This window comes from Streptococcus pseudoporcinus LQ 940-04, assembly GCF_000188035.1.
Classification (GTDB): Bacteria; Bacillota; Bacilli; order Lactobacillales; family Streptococcaceae; genus Streptococcus; species Streptococcus pseudoporcinus.
Genome location: NZ_AEUY02000005.1, coordinates 17,896 through 42,340, shown reverse-complemented (window position 1 = coordinate 42,340; position 24,445 = coordinate 17,896). Strand labels below are relative to the sequence as shown.

The 24,445-nt window shown below is 36.4% G+C and carries 24 protein-coding genes and 3 pseudogenes; 9 read left to right on the top strand and 18 right to left on the bottom strand.

Features of this window, described 5'->3' with window-relative positions; translation table 11 throughout:
- Window positions 1-14 precede the first annotated feature (14 nt).
- The 4 genes and pseudogenes from STRPS_RS01690 to STRPS_RS01680 form a co-directional block, all read left to right on the top strand.
- Window positions 15-674, top strand: coding sequence for a hypothetical protein (locus STRPS_RS01690; RefSeq protein ID WP_007896208.1), 660 nt, complete (start codon window positions 15-17; stop codon window positions 672-674).
- A 110-nt stretch (window positions 675-784) separates the two neighbouring features.
- Complete coding sequence (locus STRPS_RS01685; protein WP_007894591.1) at window positions 785-1,006, top strand: helix-turn-helix domain-containing protein; 222 nt, start codon at window positions 785-787, stop codon at window positions 1,004-1,006.
- Between the two features lie 167 nt (window positions 1,007-1,173).
- Window positions 1,174-1,350, top strand: coding sequence for a sensor histidine kinase (locus tag STRPS_RS10325; protein WP_009346340.1), 177 nt, complete (start codon window positions 1,174-1,176; stop codon window positions 1,348-1,350).
- Between the two features lie 75 nt (window positions 1,351-1,425).
- Window positions 1,426-1,767, top strand: a pseudogene (locus STRPS_RS01680) (response regulator transcription factor); the annotation flags it as partial.
- A gap of 179 nt (window positions 1,768-1,946) precedes the next feature.
- On the opposite strand, the gene STRPS_RS01675 reads toward STRPS_RS01680, so the two are convergent.
- The 4 genes from STRPS_RS01675 to STRPS_RS01660 all read right to left on the bottom strand — a co-directional run bounded on the left by STRPS_RS01675 (window position 1,947) and on the right by STRPS_RS01660 (window position 4,559).
- The gene (locus STRPS_RS01675) at window positions 1,947-3,164 is read right to left on the bottom strand and encodes a tyrosine-type recombinase/integrase (protein WP_001291561.1); all 1,218 of its coding nucleotides are present in this window, start codon (window positions 3,162-3,164) and stop codon (window positions 1,947-1,949) included.
- Between the two features lie 81 nt (window positions 3,165-3,245).
- Window positions 3,246-3,449, bottom strand: coding sequence for an excisionase (locus STRPS_RS01670; RefSeq protein WP_000814511.1), 204 nt, complete (start codon window positions 3,447-3,449; stop codon window positions 3,246-3,248).
- 460 nt (window positions 3,450-3,909) lie between these two features.
- Complete coding sequence (locus STRPS_RS01665; RefSeq protein ID WP_000857133.1) at window positions 3,910-4,140, bottom strand: helix-turn-helix domain-containing protein; 231 nt, start codon at window positions 4,138-4,140, stop codon at window positions 3,910-3,912.
- Window positions 4,137-4,559 carry a sigma-70 family RNA polymerase sigma factor gene (locus STRPS_RS01660; protein ID WP_000804885.1) on the bottom strand — a complete coding sequence of 141 codons (423 nt, stop codon included), beginning with the start codon at window positions 4,557-4,559 and terminating at the stop codon, window positions 4,137-4,139. Before STRPS_RS01660 ends, STRPS_RS01665 begins: the two co-directional genes overlap by 4 nt.
- A gap of 504 nt (window positions 4,560-5,063) precedes the next feature.
- Here STRPS_RS01660 and STRPS_RS01655 point away from each other — a divergent pair.
- A complete protein-coding gene (locus tag STRPS_RS01655) occupies window positions 5,064-5,417 on the top strand; it encodes a helix-turn-helix transcriptional regulator (RefSeq protein WP_001227347.1) in 354 nt (117 codons plus the stop codon).
- Between the two features lie 59 nt (window positions 5,418-5,476).
- On the opposite strand, the gene STRPS_RS10315 is transcribed toward STRPS_RS01655, so the two are convergent.
- The 14 genes and pseudogenes from STRPS_RS10315 to STRPS_RS01590 form a co-directional block, all read right to left on the bottom strand.
- Window positions 5,477-5,662, bottom strand: a complete 186-nt coding sequence (locus tag STRPS_RS10315) for a cysteine-rich KTR domain-containing protein (RefSeq protein ID WP_011058338.1) — start codon at window positions 5,660-5,662, stop codon at window positions 5,477-5,479.
- Between the two features lie 100 nt (window positions 5,663-5,762).
- Window positions 5,763-7,682 (bottom strand): tetracycline resistance ribosomal protection protein Tet(M), encoded by a 1,920-nt coding sequence (gene tet(M), locus STRPS_RS01645; protein WP_000691727.1) that lies wholly within the window; start codon window positions 7,680-7,682, stop codon window positions 5,763-5,765.
- A gap of 15 nt (window positions 7,683-7,697) precedes the next feature.
- Window positions 7,698-7,745: pseudogene (locus tag STRPS_RS10930) on the bottom strand (hypothetical protein); the annotation flags it as partial.
- 313 nt (window positions 7,746-8,058) lie between these two features.
- Window positions 8,059-8,991, bottom strand: coding sequence for a conjugal transfer protein (locus tag STRPS_RS01640; RefSeq protein ID WP_001224319.1), 933 nt, complete (start codon window positions 8,989-8,991; stop codon window positions 8,059-8,061).
- A complete protein-coding gene (locus STRPS_RS01635) occupies window positions 8,988-9,989 on the bottom strand; it encodes a bifunctional lytic transglycosylase/C40 family peptidase (protein WP_000769868.1) in 1,002 nt (333 codons plus the stop codon). Before STRPS_RS01635 ends, STRPS_RS01640 begins: the two co-directional genes overlap by 4 nt.
- Window positions 9,986-12,163, bottom strand: coding sequence for a CD3337/EF1877 family mobilome membrane protein (locus tag STRPS_RS01630; RefSeq protein WP_000804748.1), 2,178 nt, complete (start codon window positions 12,161-12,163; stop codon window positions 9,986-9,988). Before STRPS_RS01630 ends, STRPS_RS01635 begins: the two co-directional genes overlap by 4 nt.
- 2 nt (window positions 12,164-12,165) lie before the next feature.
- Entirely contained in the window at window positions 12,166-14,613 is a 2,448-nt protein-coding gene (gene tcpF, locus STRPS_RS01625; RefSeq protein ID WP_000331160.1) for a conjugal transfer ATPase TcpF, read from the bottom strand.
- Window positions 14,597-14,989 carry a conjugal transfer protein gene (locus STRPS_RS01620; protein WP_000723888.1) on the bottom strand — a complete coding sequence of 131 codons (393 nt, stop codon included), beginning with the start codon at window positions 14,987-14,989 and terminating at the stop codon, window positions 14,597-14,599. The genes tcpF and STRPS_RS01620 overlap by 17 nt, the downstream gene beginning before the upstream one ends.
- An 88-nt stretch (window positions 14,990-15,077) precedes the next feature.
- Entirely contained in the window at window positions 15,078-15,575 is a 498-nt protein-coding gene (locus STRPS_RS01615) for an antirestriction protein ArdA (RefSeq protein WP_000342539.1), read from the bottom strand.
- A 116-nt stretch (window positions 15,576-15,691) separates the two neighbouring features.
- Window positions 15,692-15,913 carry a hypothetical protein gene (locus STRPS_RS01610; protein ID WP_001009056.1) on the bottom strand — a complete coding sequence of 74 codons (222 nt, stop codon included), beginning with the start codon at window positions 15,911-15,913 and terminating at the stop codon, window positions 15,692-15,694.
- Between the two features lie 42 nt (window positions 15,914-15,955).
- Entirely contained in the window at window positions 15,956-17,161 is a 1,206-nt protein-coding gene (gene mobT, locus STRPS_RS01605; RefSeq protein WP_000398284.1) for a MobT family relaxase, read from the bottom strand.
- Window positions 17,162-17,338: 177 nt separating this feature from the next.
- A complete protein-coding gene (locus STRPS_RS01600; protein WP_000813488.1) occupies window positions 17,339-18,724 on the bottom strand; it encodes an FtsK/SpoIIIE domain-containing protein in 1,386 nt (461 codons plus the stop codon).
- A gap of 28 nt (window positions 18,725-18,752) precedes the next feature.
- Window positions 18,753-19,139, bottom strand: a complete 387-nt coding sequence (locus tag STRPS_RS01595) for a YdcP family protein (protein ID WP_000985015.1) — start codon at window positions 19,137-19,139, stop codon at window positions 18,753-18,755.
- Window positions 19,140-19,154: 15 nt separating this feature from the next.
- Entirely contained in the window at window positions 19,155-19,469 is a 315-nt protein-coding gene (locus STRPS_RS01590) for a YdcP family protein (protein ID WP_000420682.1), read from the bottom strand.
- A 330-nt stretch (window positions 19,470-19,799) separates the two neighbouring features.
- Between STRPS_RS01590 and STRPS_RS01585 the strand changes: the two are divergent.
- From STRPS_RS01585 to STRPS_RS01570, 4 genes and pseudogenes are all read left to right on the top strand, one after another.
- Window positions 19,800-20,123: pseudogene (locus STRPS_RS01585) on the top strand (winged helix-turn-helix domain-containing protein); the annotation flags it as partial.
- On the top strand, window positions 20,116-21,093 hold the full coding sequence (locus STRPS_RS01580) for a sensor histidine kinase (protein ID WP_007896182.1): 978 nt from the start codon (window positions 20,116-20,118) through the stop codon (window positions 21,091-21,093). The pseudogene STRPS_RS01585 and the gene STRPS_RS01580, both read left to right, overlap by 8 nt.
- Before the next feature lie 100 nt (window positions 21,094-21,193).
- On the top strand, window positions 21,194-21,883 hold the full coding sequence (locus STRPS_RS01575) for an ABC transporter ATP-binding protein (RefSeq protein WP_007894576.1): 690 nt from the start codon (window positions 21,194-21,196) through the stop codon (window positions 21,881-21,883).
- Entirely contained in the window at window positions 21,870-24,365 is a 2,496-nt protein-coding gene (locus STRPS_RS01570) for an FtsX-like permease family protein (protein ID WP_007896358.1), read from the top strand. The genes STRPS_RS01575 and STRPS_RS01570 overlap by 14 nt, the downstream gene beginning before the upstream one ends.
- Window positions 24,366-24,445 lie beyond the last annotated feature (80 nt).

The following is a 24,445-nucleotide window of genomic DNA, read 5'->3' as shown; positions in this document are numbered from 1 at the left end:
AAGGAGATAAAAACATGGATTACAAAACAATGAGAAATCAGATTGAAGATATGGTAAGTGATAACCACAAGGACTTTGTAAAGGCGATTATAAGCATGGAAAAAGGTATCAATGATGAAAGTGCCTTAGATAAGCTCTATGATGCTTATATGGACAATGACAGCCTTAATTTGCTGCATGAGGAATTTGACTATATGATTGAGGATTTGAGGGAACAGGGGCAGATAAAAGACCTGCCTTATGCTCAGGAAGAAAAGGATAATCTTATCAATATTGTCGGAAATATTGTTGGAGAGGTCGATGTAGTAGAAAGGGAAAACAAAAGCGGAGAAGCCTTTAAGGTGGCGAATTTCTCCGTAGTATCCAAAGACGATGAAGGAAACAAGGTGTATCATAATTGTTCAGCTTATGGAGAAAAAAGTGATATTCCAAAGAACTTTAAGCAGGGAGATTTTGTTAAGCTCTTTGGACAAATAAGAACCTCTATTGATGATAACGGAAAGGAACATAGCAATATCAGAATACTTTCTTCAAAGCTACTAAAGGCAAAGGAACAAATGAAAGGACAAGAAGAAAAGAAAAAGTCTGTACTTGGAGCTATTAAGAAATATCAGGCTGAAGATAAGGAAAAACCAAAAGAAAAGAAAGAAGTAAACAAAGAAGCTGAGAGGTAAATTTATGGTCGGTGTGGTCTTAGGGCTGCACCGACTCTTTTTTATTTGGTGAAATTATGATATAATTAAAGAAATAAAAGTTCAACTATATGAATATTAAGGATGGTAATATGAAAATAAACTATAATGGGCTGTGGAAACTTTTAATAGATAAAAATATGAAAAAAAGAGACCTACAGGAAAAAGTTGGTATAGCTCCTGCAACGATAGCTAAAATGGGAAAAGGTGAATTTGTCAGCATGGAAATTCTCTATAGAATTTGTATTGAACTGGATACAGATTTTGGTGAACTAATTTCATTGAATAGGACGAATAATATAAATAAGTTTTAATTTTTATAAAGAACCTTTAGACTTTAGATTGTATATCAAATGATGTATTTTCCTTTGATGATGACTATGTTGAATAGGTATTATGGAGGTATGAGATATGAGAGAGATAATAATTATAGATGATGATATTGCATTATGTAATTTAATTAAAAAATGTTTAAGCACAGATGGATATTCTGTATATATTTGACAGAATGTATCAGGCAGATAGTTCAAGATTAACAAAAGGTTCAGGACTTGGATTATCAATCTCCAAAGAATTACTGCGAGTAAATAATGCTAAAATAAGCGTAAGTAGTGTGCCAAATATAAAAACTGTTTTTACTGTAGAGTTTGCAATGTAAATAGCTGATTTAGAAAGTCTCTTTGGCAGAATTTGTAGTTATTTTAAATGTGATATCTCAGAAAGGAGTATAGAATTGAAAATACTAATGATTGAAGACGACAGCACAATTTCTTTTGCTGTTAAAACTTACTTAAACAAGCATAATATTGAAACTATTATTTATAACAATCTTTCTCAGACAGAGAATCTTAATTTTAATGATTTTGATTTAATTCTTCTTGATGCTAATCTCCCAGATGGATCAGGCTTTAATTTTTTAAAGTGGCTGAGAGAATTTTCTGACCTTCCTGTAATAATGCTTACTGTAAAAGACGAAGATAAGTATGTTATCAAAGGTCTTTCTCAAGGAGCAGATGATTATATTACAAAACCTTTTTCTCTTCCTGTCCTAAAGGCGAGAATAGACAATGTTTTTAAATTAAACAAAGTATAAATTTCTAATTATCTTTTTATATTTTCTTAAATGCTCGTAAAGCCTTATTCTATGTGCTTTCGAGTATTTTTACTGTAGGAAGATACTTCACGTTTCTTTGCATATTTCCTCATGTCTTAGCTGTCAGAAGTGGTAAATAAGTAGTAAATTCATTTGTACTACTAAGCAACAAGACGCTCCTGTTGCTTCTCTTTATTCAAGCGTTTCATTTCTGCCATTGCAGAATCGAATGTTGCATGTGCGTAATAGTTCAGCGTCATGGCTATATTAGCATGTCCCATAATGTACTGTAATGCCTTTGGATTCATTCCTGCATTTGCATAGTTGGTACAGAATGTATGTCGCAAACTATGTGGAGTGATGTGTGGCAATTTATCCTCGTTATACTTATTGTATTTCTTAACAAGACCTTTCATCATGCCGTTGTAATCACTTGCCACTTTTGGATAGTTCTTTCTATTAAGAAAGAGGAAATCACTATATCCATCAATCTCAACACGCTTATCATTCTTTCGATTCGCTAACACTCGCTTAAATGCTTGATAGGCTTCTTCAACCATAGGAACTTGACGTTCGCCACTTTTGGTCTTTGGTGTTTCAATGTAGTACCCAATTTCAGTATCTCTCAATAGCTGATGGTCTATATTGACAAGACGATTCTCAAAATCTAAATCTGGAAGTGTCAAACCACCAAACTCTGAAATACGAAGACCTGTTTTTAAGAGTATCAGAATTTCATCATAATTTTTGCTGTAGGTTTTATCAGCTTTTGCAAAGGCTAACAGTTTTTCTTCCTGTTCTTCTGTTAGTACGGTCTTAGGGACAGTATCATCATCAAGAACTGCTTTCAGTTGAAAGTCAAATGGATTCTTCCGAACACAATCATCTTGTATAGCAATATAGAATGAAGCCTTTAAAGAACGTTTGTAGTTATTGATGGTTTGATAAGCATAACCATTTTCACTCATTCTAATAGCCCATTCTTTAGCGTCTGATGGCTTAATACTGTCAATACTTCTTACACCTAACTTGTCTTTCTTCAAAATATCCATAAGATATTTGCGTCCAGTTTCAGTGTTTTTTCTAACCTTTGGTCTTTGAGCGTTCTGTTTTGCGTAAAGCTGGCAGAGTGTCATTTTCTTTCCTACAACATCAATACCATCATGAATGTCTTTCTGTAACTCTGCGATTTTCTCTCTAAGTGAGATACAATCACGCTTTCCTGCTGGTACTCGGTCTGTAGCCACAAGTTTCCACGAGTAAACAAATTGCGGTTCTCCAAATGAATCTATATATTTGTATAAGTATCTTCCGTCTTTTCGTTGGCTCTCTCCAGTCTTTAAGATTCGACCTTTATTGTCACGTCTTTTTTCTGACATGGCATTTGCTCCTTTCCTTTATGGAAAGAGCCTTGATACGACTTAATACTATTTTATCATATACAAGACCCTTTGGCGACGCTAGATTGCGTCCAATGTATCTATAATTTTTTCAAATTGTTTTCGTTTAATCTGAATACGATTGCCATTCATAATCAGCCAATTTGCATTTTTATTTTCCTCTGCCAAGCGTCGTAGCTTGTTTTCGCCAATACGAAAATATTTTGACGCTTCTTCAATGGTTAGGGTATAACGTTCCCAAATAGGAATGTCAGTCTGCTTCATAAAATCCTCCTTTCCAAATCACTTATTTGGATTTCATAAAAGTTGTTTTACCAGCAATCGAACAGCTTTAGCAAAGCTCACGGGAGTTCCACCCCTGCATGGTTCTCATGTAGCCATACTCATTGCCTGCGACGGTTTTATCACGCTCGGACTATTGACTGTATGGGAGTATCATTATCACGATAAGAATGTCGTTGCAGGCAATCCTGCTAAAGATTGCTTCTCGGATCACTAACATGAATCGCTCGCTATCTTTATAAGATAGGTCATGGCGGTTAGTTCCGTTGGCTCTTTTCTTATCGAAACGTATTCGATTACTTTTATTCAGTTTTCAAAGAACAATGGCTCGTTAGCCTATCAAAACACATTGAAAGCTCAATATGCTTTGGTGGAATAACAAACCTCCCTGTTCGGGAAGCGTGGAATGGTTTAGCACGCTTCCACGAAAGGAGAGAGGATATTACTTAATTTCAAATGACAAAATCTTTGTAATCAGTCTGGTTTCCATTCTTCCACGTAAGACTTCATCAACGACCATACTTTGATTGCCATATTCATCTTTCATAAGTCGTAGGGAACGCTTCGTTATGTACCCTCTGTAATGATGTAGAATCTGGTTAATCGCTTCGGTATCGCCATCTGTTGCCTTTACAATGAGAGGAAAGGGAATCATAGGATATTGTGTTTTCATTCTTCAAATTCCTCCATAAACTTTTTAATTAAGGCTAGTCCACTGGTTCTATGCCGATAGACAGTAGAACGGTTCAATTTCAACAGGTCTGCAATTTCTGAATCGCTCATGTCCATAAAGTAAAACAGCAGTAGAATTTCACGTTTCTTGTCTGGCAACTCACGTAATGCTTCACTCAACAAATCATTTTCAACGCCTACTGATAACCCATTGAGTGTAAAAATCTGAAAGTCAGTTGAATAGTTATCTGTTGTCGCAAACTGGCTAACAAGATAATCGCCAACATCCGAAAAGGACACCTCACGCTTTGCAATCCTTGAAAGATAAAGCATATAATTCTTTCGCTCGTCTTCCATAGCACGTTTACAGATATAGTCAAACTGATTTTCTATTGTGGTCTGAAAAGAAGATGGTTTCATGTTTCTCACCCCCTTTCTGTCTAGGAAAGGAAGTGAGCCTTGCTCGTTTATCTCCTTTCACTCTTAGTCCCAATGTGAAAGGGGGATTTGTTGCATTACTGATAAATAAACTTTGTAAAAAAGTTCTGAATAGCCAAAAAAGCATATAAACAGATTTATTTCTCTGTTTACATGCTTCTGTTATTCTATCTATATGATTTATAAAACCACATTGGTGGACGTACTTATCTATTGCAGATAGACGACTTTTTTTGACAAGAACCCAATGTAAGGAAATTTATTGTATATGATGTACTTCATGGCGACGTTGACCTCCAACAAACCGCCATTTGGAAGTAATATACAATATTTTAACAGCGTAAATAGCACTACCATATAACGGTTTTTTTTATTGGCGTTTAGTAGTGCTTTTTATTAAATATAAACCTATAAACCATATAACACGTTTTTCTATACCTGTTTTTAATTCAGTAGGAACAATAAAATGTATAGAGGTGGTCTACTATGCGTAAAAAAGAAGATAAATATGATTTTAGAGCCTTTGGTTTAGCCATTAAAGAAGCTCGATTGAAACGAGGTTTAACTCGTGAACAAGTGGGAGCATTGATTGAAATTGACCCACGGTACTTAACTAATATTGAAAATAAAGGGCAACACCCCAGCATACAAGTTCTTTATGACCTTGTATCGTTACTTCATGTTTCCGTTGATGAATTTTTCTTACCTGCTAATAACTTGGTAAAAAGCACCCGACGATTACAGATAGAGAAATACATGGATAGCTTTACAGACAAAGAACTATCCTTAATGGAATCTTTAGCCAGCGGTATCAACGAAGCAAGAAACATCGAAGACTAATTAAAAGAATCCATACATAACGGAAAGAGCCGATAAAATGAGATTGTATTAATCTCATTTTATCGGCTCTGCGTCTTTGCGTCTGGCTCTGTAATCACAGTTACTTTGAACTGCTTTATTTCAATTAAATTTTCTTGTCTGCATTTCGGACAATAGAGGGGGAATTTTTTTAATTCAGTATCTTCCCTTATCTTTAATCGTGTTTTATTTCCACATACAGGACACAATATCCACTTGTAGTTTATAATAACTATCTCCTCCTTTACACTTTAATTCAAATCTTTATTAAAAAATATTTCATCTTATTTAACAAGAAACCATATTTATATAACAACATAAAATACACTAAGTTATTTTATTGAACATATATCGTACTTTATCTATCCGACTATTTGGACGACGGGGCTGGCAAACAGGTTCACCGGTAGTAACATGGTACCCTTTTAACTCTGTTAAACAAACACTACGTCCATTTGTAAAGAAAGTTAAATCACTACGATATTCTTGAATACACCGAGCAGGGATTTCTCCACTAAGAATGACCTCATTATTTTTCAATTGAGTGTCTACGATGTTCGCACAATATTTAGGAGCATCGTTGTATGCTCGTGAAAGATATTCCTGTGGCGCATAAATTTTAAAACTAAGATATGGCTCTAACAATTCTGTTCCAGCTTTTTTTAAGACTTGTTCCAATACAATAGGAGCAAGCATCCGAAAATCTGCTGGGGTACTAACAGGGCTATAGTATAAGCCATACTTAAAACAGATTTTACAATCCGTCACATTCCAACCATATAATCCTTGTTCGCAACCATAGCGTATCCCTTCCATAACTGCATTTTGAAATGATTGATTTAAGTATCCAAGAGAAACCGAGCTCTCATACTGCATTCCACTTCCCAACGGAAGCGGTGATACAGATAAACCAATGGAAGCCCAGAAAGGATTTGGCGGCACTTCGATGTGAATGGTATATTCTGCATTTTTTAACGGTCTCTCCATATAAATGACTGTAGGCTCTTTTAGTTCTATCTCCACATGATACTTTTCTTGCAACAGTGCACTAATCACTTCCATTTGTACTTTCCCTAAGAAAGAAAGTATAATTTCATGTGTCGTAGAATCCACGTAATATCGTAGAAGCGGATCACTATCTGAGATTTCCAAAAGGGCATCAAGCAACATTTCTCTCTGTTCAGGTTTACTCGGTTCAACAGTTGTTTGTAGTAGAGGGTGCGGATTTTCAATCTTTTTTCTCTGTGGCAATAGTTTTGTATCTCCAAGAACACTATTTAACTTCAAAAACTCATTTTGCAAAATAACAATTTCTCCAGAATAAGCTCTATCAATCTTACATAATTCACCATTTATTGAAGTATACATTTCTGTAACTTTTATTTTTTCTTTTTCTGATACTCTAACCGAATCTCGTAAATGTAGTACTCCACTATAAAGGCGTATATATGCAAGACGTTGTCTTTTTTTTGTATATTCAATTTTGAAAACATTTCCGCAAAGTTCAGACGGACCTCGATGTGTTGATGAATAAAATTTATTCGTAATCACTTCTATAAGGTTATCAATCCCTATATTGTTTTTTGCACTTCCGTGATAAACAGGGAACAGGGAACAATTATGAAATCTTATGCTTTCCTCTTGTTCGAGTTCCAATGCTTCTAATGATTTACCGGACATATATTTCTCTAAAAGGTCATCGTTTCCCTCTATTACCGTATCCCATTGTTCAGATTCGGTAAAGTTCGTCACACACATATTAGGATACAGTTCTACCTTCTGTTTGATTACAATTTCGGCAGAAAGTTTCTCTTTAATATCCTGATAAACCGTTGATAAATCAATTCCATTTTGGTCAATCTTATTGATAAAAAAGATTGTGGGAATCCCCATTTTCCTAAGTGCATGAAATAATATACGAGTTTGTGCTTGTACGCCATCTTTTGCAGAAATCAGTAGAATTGCCCCATCTAAAACTGATAATGAACGATATACTTCTGCTAAGAAATCCATATGTCCTGGCGTGTCTATGATGTTCACCTTCGTATTTTCCCACTGAAAAGAGGTTATTCCTGTCTGAATTGTAATTCCTCTCTGACGTTCTAAAAGCGTATTATCCGTCCTCGTTGTACCTTTGTCCACGCTTCCTAATTCTGTAATCGCTCCACTGTTATATAATAAGCTTTCTGTTAAGGTAGTTTTTCCTGCATCAACATGAGCTAAAACTCCAATATTAATAATTTTCATGTGATTTTCCTCCATTCAAAAACCCAAAAGGGCATAAAAATCCCAGTGATAAATACTTTTATCACTGGGATTTTTATGCATAACCATAGGTATACAAAGCATACAGATATTCTCTGGATACTTTAGAATCACATGATAAAGGTATTCTTAAACTGGGTACAAAAAACTAAGCCCTCCTAAAAAAGGACATCTAATTATTTGTTCCCGCTATCAAATTGACAGTTTATTTAAGAATACCTTGCCGCATATTTATTAACTCCTTTTAAATAGTCACTTAAATAATAGCACGTAAGAGCATATTTGTCAAGGAATCTCCAATTTTTTATCAAAAAGAGTACATGATTACAAAGTATCTGTAATCATGTACCAATATTTGTTATTTTACAATCTTCCAATTACTCCCGTTCTTTTCAAGTACCAAATCAAATTGAGATACCTGCGTTGCTTTGGTCTGCTGGTCGATATACTCCACTGTCAGCGATACCGTGACTTGATTATCCTTACGATTGTGAATAGGATTTACCAGTTCTTGAAAGATGTACTCTTTTCCGATTGGTTTTAATATCCCGTCATTCACATAGTAGGAAAGTTCACTGGCTGTCGCTGTAGGATAGAGCTTGAAGAACGTCGTTAAAAACTCATTGATTTCATTGGTTGTAATGGAATCAACCGTCCCCTCACTTTCAATGGCTTTTGGTTTATAACTTGATTTCTTAGGTATGTTGGTAATGGTCGGATTCTTAACCAGTACCATATTTCCAGAACCATCTACATAGACACTCACTATATAAGCAGAGTGGACGGTCTTTGTATTTTCTCCCTCTGTAATGAGCTGGTCTACACTGTAGGTTACATTAAACTCATTGTCGCCAGTTGGCTCTACCGTCCATATCTGAAATCCTCTTACAGAAGACGATACAGGAATATCTTTGCGTACTGTATCAACATTGAGAGCTTGAAGTTCATCTGTCAGATAGCCTTTTAGACTTTCCATTCGATTATCAATGGACTTATCGGATTGCTCCCATGAATAGTAGACTTTCGCAAAGTTCTCTACAAAATTTTCTACATGATGAGTATCAACGTATTCCTTTTCTATGATAGTTGTTTCGTGAATAGTATGAGTATCTATAGCTGTAAAGTGCTTGAATATCGCAAAGCTGAAACTAAGCCCTAAAAGTACCCACAAGGCAATCACAACCTTTTTATGAGGATTGACCTTATAGACACGAGGTTTCTTTTCCTTTGGTATCTGTTTTTCTTTATTCTGATTTTTTCTAAATTTCATCATTAAATCTTCCTTTCTCATTGTTTGATTCGTCCTGCTCCCACTAAATGCTGTTGCCAGTAGGGGCTTGTTAAGTCGGCATAACCGATTGGGTCGCCTGCATGAAACATACGGTTATTGCCAAGGTATATCCCAACATGAGTAATATAAGAGCCAGCGTTATAGGTAGAATGAAAGAAAACCAAATCGCCAGCTTGTGCTTCCGATAGTGGGATATGCTGGGTCACATCATATTGCTGTTGTGCGGTTCGTGGTAAGTTAATTCCAGCTTTTCCATACGTCCATTGTGTCAGTCCGCTACAATCAAAAGAAGTAGTCGGGGAAGCTCCACCGTAAACGTATCGCCAGCCCTCATATTTCAGTGCTTCGTCCATGATGGCTTGTACCGTATCATCATCAAACTCTGTTGTGACAAGATACTGCGTTACCAGTTGCACATAAAACATATTGCCATAGTTGTATCGCCAGCCCCCATTGATAGGTATGGCTATGGGATTGGGGTAAGACACTTTTTCGCCACCTGAATACTCTTTTGAGAAACTTTGAGCCAGTTCAAAGGTATATTTATTTCCACGATTAGCCACATACCCTAAGAAACCACCACCATAATTGTAGGACTGGATAACCGATTCTAAATCTACACTGAGCCTTTCGCTACTGGCTAATAATTCACTGAAATACTTCACACCTTGCTTAATGGATTCTTCTGTACTCAATGAATTAGGTGGAAGACCGAGGGATTCCGAGGACTGCATAACATCTTCCGCAGTACCGCCCGATTCCACCTGTATAATCGCAAGAAGTATGTTGACATATTCTTCAACGCCATATTCTTTGGCATATTTTTCTACCATAGGCTTATGAGCCAGCACTTCTGCGGAAACATTCACACCTCCATAATGAATATTGGAAATTCCGCTGTCCTGTTCATCTGAAAATAAAATGGCAACAAACAGAAGCAGTGAGAAGACCATCAAGAATAATCCAGAACCACCAATCACTAAAGTTTTCAACTTCATGGTTTCTTACCGACTTTCTTAATGGTGGCGGTTTTGATTGGTGGTCTACTTCTTGTATTTTGTAGTGGTACTCTTTGAACAGTAGACGGACGTTCTTTTGTGATTGGACGTTGTGAAGTTCTATCTGCTGTAGTGGTTGAAGTTGCTGGCTTTTGAACGGTTTTTTCTTGAACGGTATTGCCTTGGCGTTCCACTTTTGGACTTGAAAAATCGGACTTAACTGCTGGACGCTCTTGTTTGGCTTGTTGAGATTCCTTATATGAAGTCTGAATATTAGACTGTTTTGAGGTCTGTTCATCATGATATTGTTCTTGTCTTGTAGTCGGTCTTTCATGAACAGAAGAAGCAGGCTGTTTTTTCTGTTTGACCTGTTCCATTTCAGAGCGACGCTTCGCAATGGTTTTTCGCCTTTGTTCCTGCTGTTCCTTGCGTCCACTGGCTCTGTCCGCTTTGGTTTGAGAAATACTACTGGTTAAATCACGGACATTCTCTTTTACTTTGGATTTTCCTTGATATACTGCATATCTTGCATTGGTCGGCAAATCTTTAACCTGTTCTTTCAAACCACTAGCAGTGTCTACCATTCTGTCTTTGGTATCAGCTACTGTACCGATGGTTTGACCGATACGTTTTCCAAGTGTTGATTTTTCCTTTCCGTCTGGTCGGGAGTGATCTGCTTGTGTCCTTGCAGAACTCCCCGAACCCGACTGTCCTTTTTTACCTGTAACAATGGCAGACCCAGCCCCTAGAGTAGTCATGGAACGTCCAAGTTTCCGCTGTAGACGGTGCATGTGAGCGTGCATAAGCATACGAGGTTTTCTCATCACACGACTTCCCACACTTTGAGAATCGTTACTCTGTAGAGAAAACATACTCATTAAATCGCCCAGCTTGAAGTAGATTCCTGCAAAGGTCACAATCTGTAGAAAAGCAATCAAAAAGAACGGATAACCAGCCGATAAGGTATAGAGCATGGTTGAAATACTAAATGCTGTCGTAATAATCAATGTGATTCCAGCTCGTGTCAAAATGGTATTAAAGAGCTTTGTTATGGCTCGTTTTGACATACCATCAAATGATGGAATCATGCTTAAAATAAAGCTCACAGGCAGAAACATAGCATAGATGATAAAAAGTACCTGCGAGAAAATCATGATTCCTGTTAATAGGAATACAAATATGGAAATCCCAATATTGAAGACAAATAGGAAGAAGACTGTACCTAAACGGTTAATGGTCTTTGTAATGGTTAGATTGGTATTGCTTCTGTCTTCAATTTCTTCCGCAACAATTTTTTCTCTGTCTTCGCCATTGTTGGAATCTGGGCTGGTGGAGAGCAGGCTTTCCACACGGTCAATACCGATACTTTCAATGTCTGAACTGTTGTATTGAAGCAGTAGCCACGGTTGCTGAACCTGTATGGAAAACAGGCTATCTCTGATTAAGTCCACGCTGTCCTTGCCTTGACTATCGGAATGGGGCATGACAATCTTCGTGCCAAGTGATAAACTGGCATTACTGATGTCTGATGAAAAGTCATTGATTTTTTTAATGTAGTCGGGAGCGTAGGCAATAAAGGAAGCCGATAGGATAAACACCAGCACAAAATTCATAATGGCATGAATTGCCTTTGTGGTTTCTCTCTTTATCAGTCCCGTATAGGCAACATAAACCCCAAGAACCAAAATCAAGAGTAAGAGGAATCCAACATAGAAACCCTCTGTTGAAAATCCGTTTGCACTCACACCAGCTAAGGTCTGCATATTCTTACCAATGGAATCTGCTGTAGCGGAAATGAAGTCTAAGGAATAGGCTTCCTGTACTAAGTAACCTGTCGCATTGGAAACATACAAACTGATTGTCCAAATAAAATTGGTAATGGCATATAGTCCATACATGACCTGTTTTCCAATCCCGTCCGACCAGTTCCACGGAAGCCAGCCCCAGCTATTATCCACATAAAAATCCAGTTGATAGTTTTCAAGTGGGTATCGGCTGTATTCATTTGCCACATTGACCGTATCATCTACCAAGCCCGCAGCTTGAACCACCGTTCCCAGCATGGCTAAAAGAAAAATGGCAATCACAAGTGTGAAAGCCACTGTCATTGCCACTTTACCTAGACGTTTCAGCGTCCAGTTTGATTTTATTCTGTTTACTATTGATGGTTTCACATTTACACCTCTTTTCGCACAGGTGGTCTGGTATCAAAGGCATGGAGCAGTTCTTCAAATACAGGGTGGAACTGTATCACACCGACACGACCATATAAATCACTGATAAGGCATTGCCCGTTTTCCAAATCACGCAATCGCTTCTGATTGTTTTCGTCCTCTGGGTCTACACCAAAAAAGGCTAAGGTCTTTTTAATCTCGTTAAGGTCAGTGGAACGAAATGCAAATTTTAAGCCGAGGTTATTTTTCAGTTTTTCATCTAAGAGGTCGTCTGTATTTTGGGTCACGAAATATACCCCAGCGTTCATAGCACGACCAGCCCGAACCAGCTTCATAGATAGTGTTTTTCCTTGTGCTACCTGTAAAAAGCTCCATGCTTCGTCTAAATCTACAATCTTGAAAATGCTTCGGTCTGTATGGATAAAGTCTAAAGCAAAGGTACTAATGACAATCAGCATAGCAACGGATAAAAGCTCCATAGTGGTATATTCCTCAAAGGAAGTTTCCTTGTCGGGAAGTACCAAGTCCGCAACCTGTATAATGTTCAGTTGTTTTTCTAAGCTGATAGACTGCTCCACATAACCATTACTGAATAATAAATGTGCAAAGTCATAGTCTGTAAAACTTTCGATATGGTCGGCTATACTGGTACTTAGTGGCGTATTCTCAACCCGTAATTCCTCAATCACTTTCATCAACCCTCGTACTTCACTATTGGTTACTGCACGAATGGCTTTTCTAAGGATTGGGAAGCGTTCCCCATCACGAGAGGAAATCCCCGTAAGGAATGTCAGAATATCAATAGCCAGTGATTCAGAATCTTTGGGATTTTTCATAATCACATAAGGGTCAAGTAAGCCTTTGTTTTTCTCATCAGAAGTCAGAGTGACGATATTGATTTCATGGGAAATCTCTGGCAAGGTTTCTTTCCATCTGCCACGTTCTGCTTTTGGGTCTACAATCACTGCTTGTGCCCCATAAAGCACCGCATAATAGACGATAAGGTTATTCGCAAAGGATTTACCACCACCCAGCGAACCAACAAAAGCCGACGCTAACGCATTGGTTACTGAACCCTTAACCCCTTGACTGGCAAGAGCAGGTTTCAGATAGACATTGCGTCCAGTATCTAAGCTGTAGCCAACATAAATCCCCTCATTTTCCCCCAGCATTTGAGTAGCACCAAAACCTAAACCAGCGAGGAAATCAGAGGTCACGTATTGAATATAATCATTCATATAACGCTTGCTGGCAGGTAAAAATTCTTCATGTAAGCCGAGCATATCCCCAAATGGTCGTACCAGTTTTACGCTTAAATCGTCATAAAAATCTTTCACTTCATTACAACGACGTTTGAGTTCGTCAAGATCATTTGCTGATACCCTTACCACATAAGACAGCTTGTACATAGATTCCTTGCTTTGGTCTAAATTGGTTTCCAGCTCATTCACACTTTCCAGAGCTTCCGCCACATTGGAGCTGGTTTCATTATCACTTTGCCAAGCGTGGTTATCCAAGTCTTTCAGTTCTTTCTTTTTATTGCGGACAGTAGATAGGGCTTTACGATTCGCTACAATTTCCACATTCATTGACGTATCAATCGGGAATGTAAATTGCTGTTGCTGGTAGTAGAAGATTTCAGAGGACGGGAAGTCCAGTTCTCCGACAATGCTGTTAATGGTAAAGTAAGCTACATAGACGGTTTCATCTTCCTGCTGGATTTTCAAATATCGCTGTTTTTCTTCCACCAAACAGCGAGTAGGCTTAATCAAGTCATAGTATTTAATCAGCGTTTCATTATCCAGCTTTTTCTTTGATAGATGGTACTCATACTCTTCATAGGCAGTGCCTGTCTGTCCGTAAAGGTGTTCAATCAGATAGCCGAAGTCGTCCTTATCTAACCTGCGGATTTTGAAACGACGAGAGATTTTATTTTCTAAGAGCTTTTCCATCTTCTGAAAACGCAGGATTTCATCATTACTCATACTAACAAAATCGCCCATCAGCTTATGGTTCACATCATAGACAAAATCAGACAAAGCATTTTTTGCTTCAACGGTAAGACTTTTCATAGAAAACTCCTGATCGTTGAGAAGCAACTTAAAGCCGATAAAGAAACGGTAGTTCACTTGATTTTCGCCAATCATGGATATTAAAGCGTCTGTCTGTTGGTCGATTTTGTCATAGGCAACCGCTTTGAGCTTGCCAGTGACTTCATTTTTGGAACGCTCTTGTGCAGAACGTATGCTGGATTCTGTACTGATTTGTAAAGCATGAATTTTGCCATCACGATTTTGTGCGATAAGCTGTCTGAAAGAATCATGCACTTGTATTTTCTGTTCTGGACTTAGAAATGAGTAATTGTAAGGAACAAGCTCATAGTAAGCATAACATTCCCCGTCTTTATTCCAGACGAGATTGTTTTCAATGTATTTAATTGGATATGCCATAAAATTCACTCCTAACTGCTGTAATGGCTTCTTGTGGCTGGTTTCTGCCAAGCGTTACTTTTTTTCCTGCATAGGTCAGCTTTGGTCGCAGTGCATAAGCAATGACAGACTTCAAAAATCCATAAGGCTTTTTACCATCAAAAGTTTTTGTAGACATAAACCATGTGAAAGCCACAGGAATCCCAAAGTATTTGAGAAATGCTCCCTCTATCATGGAAAGAGGGGGCAAGTTGCCAAGTATCATCACTGCAAAGAGTGACACGACAAACCATGTCATTTGCGTAAAGGTTATGGGAAACGGAAGTCTAAAATCATTGATAGAATACAGTACCTTTTCCACAGACCAGATACTGGTATAGCTTCGTATTTTCTTCATGTAATCAATCCTTTCATAAAAAATAGGGGTAGCTGATTGAGCCACCCCGTAAAATAGAAAATCTGCCAGTAGTAATGTACCGACAGATTTAATAGACGATTTCAAAAATCCCATGATTGGTTGAGATAAACGTTCCTGAAAGGTCTAAATCCCGACCATAGGCTTGATAATCAATATAGTTTTGAAGACTAGCTGGTACTTCGCCTAAAGCACCCGTTTCTTCAATGTAGTAGCGTGCCACGTCATACATATCATCACAATCGGAATGAATGATAATATCCTCTTGATGTTCGCTTAGTTCTTCAATGCTTGAAAAATGAGTGAGCAGAGCAGATAGCTCCGATTGTAATTCTTCGGGTAATTCCGATACCATTTCCCATAGTCGATTGAGTTCGCCAATGGAAGTGTATTCGTCAACCGTAAAGGGTAACTCGTAGTCATGAATGGCGTATTCCTCATATTCATCATTCAAGCCGATTTTCTCTTTGACTTCCTCAAAGTCAATGGGAAAGGTAAACCACGCACCGACCAATTCGCCCTCATTGTATTTGCCTAAATTCGCAATATAGACTTGCATATCGTCCATATATTCACGTCCTTTCTTTGTAGAGATTCAAAAATCCCTACCGCACTTCGTTTGGTGTACCATTCCTTTGCGGAACATAAGAAAACCACTTATATTCCACAAAAGAACGGTTTTATTTAAGCACCAATAATGCGATTGAATAGCTCTAGTAAAATGTCTTTTACTCCAGCAGCGTTGAAGACTAAGCCAACCGCAATAATCGCAATAATTAAAAAGCCAATCAGTTTGCTAAACTCACGCTTGAAGCCAAGATACAAGCCAATCACAACGATTGCTAAAAGCACCAGTGATTGAGCGTTTGATAGAAACCAGTTATAAAGGTTTTGTCCAAAATTCATAAAAATGTTCTCCTCTCTATATTCAATGAATTTGTATTTGAGTTATTTTTTTGTTGTTATCACGTCCTGTTCTTTTACTGACTGTTGCTTCAAAATCTGCTTGTGTCGGTCTGTCAGTTTCGCATGGTCGAGAATGTCTTTTACAACCTGCGTCTGGTTGATTTCATCAAGTTTAATCGCAACCTTTAAGGTCGGGGCAACTTGATGAGATAGCCAGTTCAGCGTCCTTTGGAAGGAGTAAGGCTCTGGTTTTGTGGTTAGTTTTAATCGTTCACGATTGTTCCCAATAAACCAAGCCCATTCTTCATTCAGTTTCCAATCAGAACGAGGTTTGGAATCGTCTTTATCTACAAAACGGATATACCGATTGATAATTTTAAAGGCGGTATGCTCTGGATTGTCATAGACGAGTAAATCACGGACTGCATAATAGGCACGCTCATTTTTCAATCGAATCTCAAAACGGTTTTTTACTTCTGCGTCTTCAATGGGAATATCATTTTTCTTGTACTGCTCGTAGTCCTTTTCATAGATACAGAAATAAACTTCACTTTGTAATGAACCGATATAGAGGGTGTTTCCCATACATTCCTTTTCCTCTTTGCGTACCAGTTCGCCACTGCGATAGCTTTTAAAACTGCGGAAGACGGAGATACATTCTTCCTGTTGGCACTTTTCAGTGAGTACAGGGATATTTAAAATCCCTGTCTTATCGTTAATGGCAAGGTCAAGGCGTTTCATCACACCGCCAGCCACCAAAACGTCCATAAAGAACTCATACCAGCTTCTTTGTTGTGCCAGAAGATAGCTTTCAAATTGTCTGCACCCACGACCTTTCAATTCCACCAGAACTCCTTTGTCCAGTTCATGGGAGCAAAGGACGAATATGTCGCCTAAAGCATAATGCTCTGAATAAGAATAGAAACCATAGTCCTCATGAAGAAAATAGGACAGTTTCAGTTGTAAGATGTTTTCGACCACCTGCTGTACGTCTGTTGTCGGAAAGCGAATTCTTACATAATCAAACAGCATTTCAAGGGGAGCGTCGGGATTGAAGCGTTCCAGAGCTTCCCAAAGGGACTGCTGTAAATCCTCTGATGGCTTGACTTTTCCTGTTTCAATATCGCTTAGATACTGCCTTGTAATACCAGTCGCAACAGCTAAACGGTTTTGAGATAGTCCATAAGCCAAGCGTTTTTCTTTTAAATGCTGTAACCAAGTTTGTTCATTCAGTAAAAATCCCTCCAATCAAAAAGGCGTATGTCAACTTTTAAAGCCCATTTGACATACGCTGAAATTTTGTAAATCCCTTGTAACCAAAGGATTTTCTAATGTTTTTTTGACTGTTTCCTGTCGATTTGTACCCCCCTGTTAGATACGGGGGGTTAAGTGCTGGCGTGGCTATTGCCACACCAGCCAGCAAGATCAGTCCACACCTGCGACTTCCGCTTCGCACGTCGCCTGCGTGGACTGTCTGCTGTTGGATAACTTTTTAATTTCCTCCAAGAAATCATATCCTTTTGGTACAAGGGGAGTATAAAACTCTGATATGACACTTGTTCCTACATCAACATAGCCACGACCTTTGATTCGCTTTAAGAAGAAATCCTTTTGTACGTCACTGCCAAACATCATGCCATAGCCCATTTCAGACATACGACCTAAAGCCACTCTGAAATTAAACTGATCACGGATTCCGTCGCCTAAATATTTTGCGTCTGGACGTTGACAAGCCAGTATTAGAAAGAAGCCAGCTTGACGACCTAACATGACAATCTGTTTCAGCTTATTCATAACTGCGGTGTTTTCTTTTGTTCCCAGCATTTCCATGAAAGCGACGTATTCATCAAAGATTAAGAAGTGTGCCGGGAGACCTAAGTAAGCATAATTTTTGCCAGTCTTATAGTTCTTCATCTGCTTCATTTCCTCACTACGTTTCATCATTTCTTCATAGAATGTTTCAATGCAAGAAAGCAAGTCTTCTTTTCTATAGTAGACATTTGCCATCACAGAACCTAAGTCCGCAAGATCAGCATTTTTCGGGTCAAGAATATACAGTTTTGAATCTGTATGAAGCAAGGCTTCAATCAGTGTCAGTATAAAGTAAGTTTTACCGCCACCTGTACCACCAGCAATCAACATATGAGGGAGCTTATCATATTCCCACCATACGTTTTTCATTAAGCGAAGTTTACCATCTTTAGCTTCTACTTCATCAATAGAAATACGACTGGCTATGGTGTCATAGAGCAAAGTATATTCCACATAGGAATCCTTTAACTCTTTATCCGTCAGCTCACAGTACAAGCCACTCTCTAATTTCTTTTCCAAGTGTAAGAGTTGGTCTTGATATTTTCCCAGCGTGATTTCCACCCGTATCTGTATCAAGCCATTTTTAAGTCGATAATACATTTTAGGGAAGTAGGTTATCTTTTCCTTTGTACGACCAGCACTATCTTTAAAGAAACCCTCTGTTTTGACCTGTTCAGATTCATACCACTTGTTTTCAAGTATCATCTTTGCCAGTTTTTGACGGTGGTAAAGTTGTTTAACCGTATCATAGCGAACCCGTTTGAATACAAACGCTACCAGCAAGCAGATAAGAATTGCGACACTGAAACTGATAATTAAATAGGGAATGTCAATCTTATCTGCTTGTGATAGGTTAAAATCCTGCCAGTTGATCTGCTGGATTGTCTTCACATGAAACAGTCCGACAACCAGCAGGAAAACAGGCAGGAGTGACGCTATCGTAAAATGAAAGACTAAATCTTTACCAGATGGGCGAATCCTTTTACCACGCTGTTTCATGCGAAAAAGTCTCCTTTCTACCTAGCGACTATTTGTCTTGTGTCGGTTCTTTCTTTGCTTGTGGTTGAGCTTTGAATGAACTAGAATCCTTTGTCAGCACAATATCGTCTGCCTTGATATACCAGTCAACATCTGCTCCTTGATAGGTGGCAGTAGCAACGGTGTCCGCAATGGGATTGATAAGTTCCACCCGTGCGTTATAATCAAACTCTTTCAAAGGCACGCTGGCAGGAATACTTACTTGAATCATGCGTCCTTGTCCTTTGGATTTTAAGTCATAGGTACGTTCCTTGATTTCATCTGAAACCGACCCGTCTTCATTTTGGATTCTCACTTCACGACGTAGAGCAGAGAATTTCAATTCTCCAAAAGTCGTGTCTTTATCTAATACAATGCCATTTGCTAATCTCATCATTTTTCCTCTCTTTCTTTATTCTTTTATCATGTCGTCAGCATGTAAAAGGTAATTTGTAAAACCACGAGTGCCGATTTTGTAGCCCTCTGCGGTAATACGTGGATTGACTAACTTCACACGTTCCTCAAAGCCGAAATGTTTTTCGCCAGCTTCAGCAGGAAGCACCACCACAATATCATCTGCTCTTTGAACATCAGAATAGAGATTATAGCTTCTTGATAAGACAGTTAGCCGTCCGTTGATTCTTCGCTGAACGACTTTATCCTCGCCAGCAAATTCTAAATTGCCGAATGTTTTTTCCATGTTGGGAATCACAAATTTAAGTTCCATATTTTTACCTATCCTTTCTTTTTTATTGGCTGAATGAATGTTTGATGGTCTTAAAGAGTGGGGAACGACCTTTTGATTCTTGATTTTTTGTTTTCATAAGTTCACTTCCTTTCAAAATCGGGTAAAAAAATAGACACCTCATTTTTTGAAGTGTCTACCTATTAAATATTCAAATTTTATTGGAAGTATCTTTATATCTTCACTTTTCAAGGATAAATCGTCGTATCAAAGCTCATTCATAAGTAGTAAATTAGTAGTAAATTGAGTGGTTTTGACCTTGATAAAGTGTGATAAGTCCAGTTTTTATGCGGATAACTAGATTTTTATGCTATTTTTAGTAGAAAAATTAAAAAAGTGAATGAGCTGACTTTTGAAAATTTATCTTTAGATCTAATTTCAAAACAAGCTTCGATAGATGGAAAAGATTTAGACCTTAACTTAAAAGAGTTTGCTATATTGGAGATGCTTTTAGAAAACCAAAATATAAATCTACTAAGAGAGCGAATTTTAGATTATGTTTGGGGTTATGATTTTTATGAAGTAAATGACAATACCCTTACTGTCACCATAAAAAGACTCAGATCTAAACTTGGAGATTATGGCAGTCATATAAAAACTCTTAGAGGGATAGGATATAGGTGGGACAATGAATAAAAGCAAAAATATTTTACTTGCCTTAATTTTAAATGTAGTAATGTCTTTGTTTGTAATTTATCTTAATCCAAGATTTGATATTCTAACACTTATTGGTTTTTTACTTATAAATATAATTCTATTTATAGTTATTTCAAAAATTGAAAAGAAAAAAGAAAAAGCTCTTGAGGATAAGATTAATAATATATTTAAACTACTCCATTCGCTTGATATTGATTCAGATAATTACGAAATTATAGACGATGAATTTGGTAAACTCAGAGATGAGATTATTAAAATTATTATAGAGAATAAGAGAATAGCTGAAAATGCAGAGAAAAACAAGGAAACTTTAAGAGAATATACTGAAGATATTGCCCATCAAATAAAAACTCCGTTGACTGGATCACTATTATTGTTAGACCTATTAGAAGACGAAATTGATAATGTTTCAGAAGAATATATAGAAAGACTTAGAGATAATTTACTTAGACTCCATAACTTATCTGACATTTTATTAAAATTGGCAGCCCTTGATTCTGGAACAATAGAAATGGCAAAAGACAGAATATCAGCTAGAGAGTTAATTGAAGATATCATACGAAACCTGCAAGATTATTTTATTAATGATAATATTGAAATTTCTCTTGATGGAGAAGACTTTTATCTTATATGCGATAAGAAATGGACCTATGAAGCACTTTTCAATGTGATGAAAAATGGCATAGAAGCTACAGAGGGTAGACATATAGAAATTCACTTAAAAGAAACGAACTTATATAAGAGTATTTTTGTGGAAGATTTTTCTAAAGGTTTGGATCGTGAAATGTTAGAAAAAGTTTTTAAACGTTTTTATAAGCTGGATCCGAATTCAAAAGGTTATGGGATTGGGCTTCCTATGGCAAAATCTGTTATGGAAAGACAAAATGGAGAGCTTTTATATCATAAGGGGAAGAAATCAAATACCTTTGAAATGAGATTTTATAACTGATTTAATTATGGCTGTGTAAATAAAGCACAGTCTTTTTTTTCTAGTCACTTTCCAGTCACTTAAGTCTAATATAATCTAAGAAAGATAAGGAGGACTAAATATGAATATTGTAAAAACAGTAGATTTAACAAAAACTTACAATAGTGGAGTAGAAGTACACGCTCTATCAAATGTGAATTTTGAACTAGAAAAAGGAGATCTTGTCGCCATTATTGGAGATAGCGGGTCAGGAAAGTCTACCTTGCTTCATCTATTAGCAGGAGTTGATAAACCAACAAGTGGTGATATATTTATTCAAGATAAAAATATTACCAAGTTTAACAAAGATGAAATGACAGTATTCCGCAGAAGGAATATAGGCGTAGTATATCAATTTTTTAATTTGATTCCAAACATCAACGTTCGAAAAAATATTTTACTTCCTCTTTTGTTAGACAATAAAAAGGCAGATGAAGAATATTTAAAGGAAATTTTATCGATACTAGGAATAGAAGGAAAGCTTGATAGGTATCCAAAACAATTATCCGGTGGAGAGCAACAAAGAGTCGCTATTGCTAGAAGTCTTATTACAAGACCTGCCATCATTCTAGCAGATGAACCTACAGGAAATCTCGATAGAAAAAATTCTGAAGAAATCACAGGACTTTTCAGACTTGTAAATAAGAGATTAAATTCTACAATTATGATAATAACTCATGATGAAAAAGTAGCAAATTCTTGTGATAAGGTCTATAGAATGGTAGATGGTAGGTTAAATTTCTTAGGAGATGAAACTTATGAAAATTATTAATGACCTAGCTGATGGAGCTGTAAAAAATAATAAGAAAGACAGTTTTGCTATTAAAATTTCCATACTTTTGGCAGTAATTTTACTAGGAACTGTAATTTTTATCTTCAACTCGTTAAAAACTGACAAGTATGAGTATGTAAAGAAAACTTTTGGAGATTATCATGTGAATATAAGTGGAATTGACCAAGGTTTTTATGATAAATTAAAAAACGATAAAGATATAGAAAAAGTTTCTTTCAATAAAGTAATAAAAACAGACTTAAATGCAGTTATATATGAAAATGGAGATCCTGAAAGCCTTTTACGTTATGATATTAAGGAAGGAAAAAAGCCAGAAAAAGCAAATGAACTTTTAGTTCCAGAGATATTTTTGATAAAAAATAAAGAATATGATTTGGGTTCTGAAATAACTGTTCGTGATAAAACTTATAAAATAGTTGGTACTTATGAAGATTTTAGCTATTCATTTGAAGAGGCTATGCTTGTAGGTTTATCTAAAAGTGATGATAAAAAAGTCTTGTTTGAAAAAAATGTTGGTACCGAAGCAGAAATTTGGTATAAAAATATAAGAGATACCTATACAAAGACTAGGGAAATTTTATCAGAAATGAATATTGATGAGAACCATGCCCTAGATATTGGTAGAGTATTTTATAATAAAGATATCTTAGAATATAAAATGGTCTATCCAAAAGGAATCATTCCGCCAAAAAGTGTTGTAAACTCAGCTTTAGAACAATATGGAGCAGCCTTCTTTCTTTGTCTACTTTTTGCATTTATCATTTATGGGGCTTTTAATGTATGGAACAATAGGGATTTAAAGGAAATTGCTCTATTAAAAAGCACTGGGATGACAGATAAGCAGGTAAAGCAATTAATTCGAAAGAAAGCATTTAAACTTTCAACCTTACCAATAGCCTTGGGAACAATCTTATCTTTGGCTTCTGCAAATCTGCTCTTATATTTGATGTGGCTTAATAATACAAAATCTTATCAAAACATATCAAATATTTTAGGTCAAAGTGTAAAATCTATGGATTTCCATTTCATATTTCCAAGCCCTATATCTATTTTAATAATTATTTTGTTATCCTTGATAATGGTTTATTTTTCAGCATTGATCCCTGCCAAGAAAAGTGCGAAGATAAATGTTATCGAAGGTTTAAATGGTATTACAGAAAAAAATATTAAATTAGGAAAATCAAAAATAAATGGACCAATAGAAAAGACTTTAGCAAAAGATTATTACAGGTCTTATCGTTCAACCTATCGAATTGTTGTAATTTCCATGGCTCTGTCTGCCTTGGTACTGACTACAGTTTTAGTTGACCAGTCATATAGAGCTTTAAATGAAAAATATAATTCTTATAAAAGTCCTTACAATTTTGAATCTAGTATTTATGTAGGTGATTTTTTGGATAAAAACTTTGTTCATGATATAGAAGAAGTTGAAGGCATAGACCAATTGCATGTATACCAAAGAGTTGATACAAAATTTTACGTTGGTGAAAATGAGGACTTTATTTCTAAGGATTTAAATGAAGCTTTAAATAGCGGTAAAATACCGGAAGATAAATTATATTCCAATATATATGCCTTAAAAGATGAGGATTTCGAAAAACTTTTAAATGAAAATAATATTTCGAATGCAAAGTATTTACTACTAAATAAAATTGCAAAAGATAGTAGAAGTCCTTATTCTTTAAATGAATATATAAAAATTTCTGATAAGGATACAGGAAAAGTTACTTTAAAATATAATGCAGATGGTAAGTCCATGCCTATAAAAATAGATTCAAGTATCGATGAAATGCCTTATAATCTAGAAGCTTATAATGACAATCAAATATCTTTCTTTACAAGTGAAAGTACCATGAAAAAATTTATTGATGAATATGGAATCTATAAAGGCAACCCAGTTTATTATTACTTTGTAAAAATTAAAGCCGATAAAAACAAAGAAAGAGTATTTGAAGATGCCGAAAAAGTGATTTCGAGCTATGTTCCAAAATCAGATCATGGCACTTCTACAGAAATTATAAAAGCTGCTATGAATAAAGAACAAACAAGAAATGAAAAACTATTAAATCTTGGCATCCAAATCATTCTTATAACCATCGCTCTGTCCAATGCCTATAATAGCTTTAAAGGAAACCTTAGAGCGAGAGCCAATGACTTTAAACTTCTATCAACAGCAGGTATGACAGAAAAACAAGTTGAAAATATGGTTTTCGGAGAGGGGAAAATATTGTTTAAAAATATTTTCTTAGCCTATATCTTTATGTTCATTATTGGAATTGTATTAAGAGCCTACAGGAGCAACTATGAATTAGCATTTGCAATAAAAGGTTTGATAACAAATATGAATTATGTCCCTCTATTAATAGTATTTGTATTTATGATTGCAGGAGTTTTATTTGCAATAAAAAGTGGTTTTAAAACAATAAACGAAAACTCAGATAATACTTTCAAGAGTATATAAGAAAAAGGCTGTGAGCATTTGATATGTACCCTCCTTACTGGTTTGTCCAGTAAAGAGGGTACTATCATAATGAAGACGCT